Origin of the sequence: Moellerella wisconsensis ATCC 35017, from assembly GCF_001294465.1 — a bacterium.
GTDB classification, from domain to species: Bacteria; Pseudomonadota; Gammaproteobacteria; order Enterobacterales; family Enterobacteriaceae; genus Moellerella; species Moellerella wisconsensis.
Map to the genome: position 1 here is coordinate 1 of NZ_LGAA01000100.1, position 218 is coordinate 218.

At 46.3% G+C, this 218-nt stretch carries 1 protein-coding gene; it reads left to right on the plus strand.

Going from position 1 to position 218, the window contains the following annotated elements:
- Window positions 1–11 precede the first annotated feature (11 nt).
- On the plus strand, window positions 12–218 hold a 207-nt coding region (locus M992_RS15730; RefSeq protein WP_390892512.1), incomplete at its 3' end, for an RHS repeat-associated core domain-containing protein.

Below are 218 nucleotides of genomic sequence, written 5' to 3' on the forward strand. Positions count from 1 at the left end.
ATGATCCAGCATTGGGACGGTATTTGACGCAGGACCCGATTAAGCTGGGTGGTGGGTTGAATGGGTATCAGTATGTAGATGGAAATCCAGTTTCTTGGGTAGATCCGCTGGGGTTATTTAGACAAGATGGCACTGGATTTGGGAATGCAACAGTCAATTCTAGTTCGCCATCCTTACCTAAAACATCCTCTTCGATGGAAGATATACTGGCTACAGGG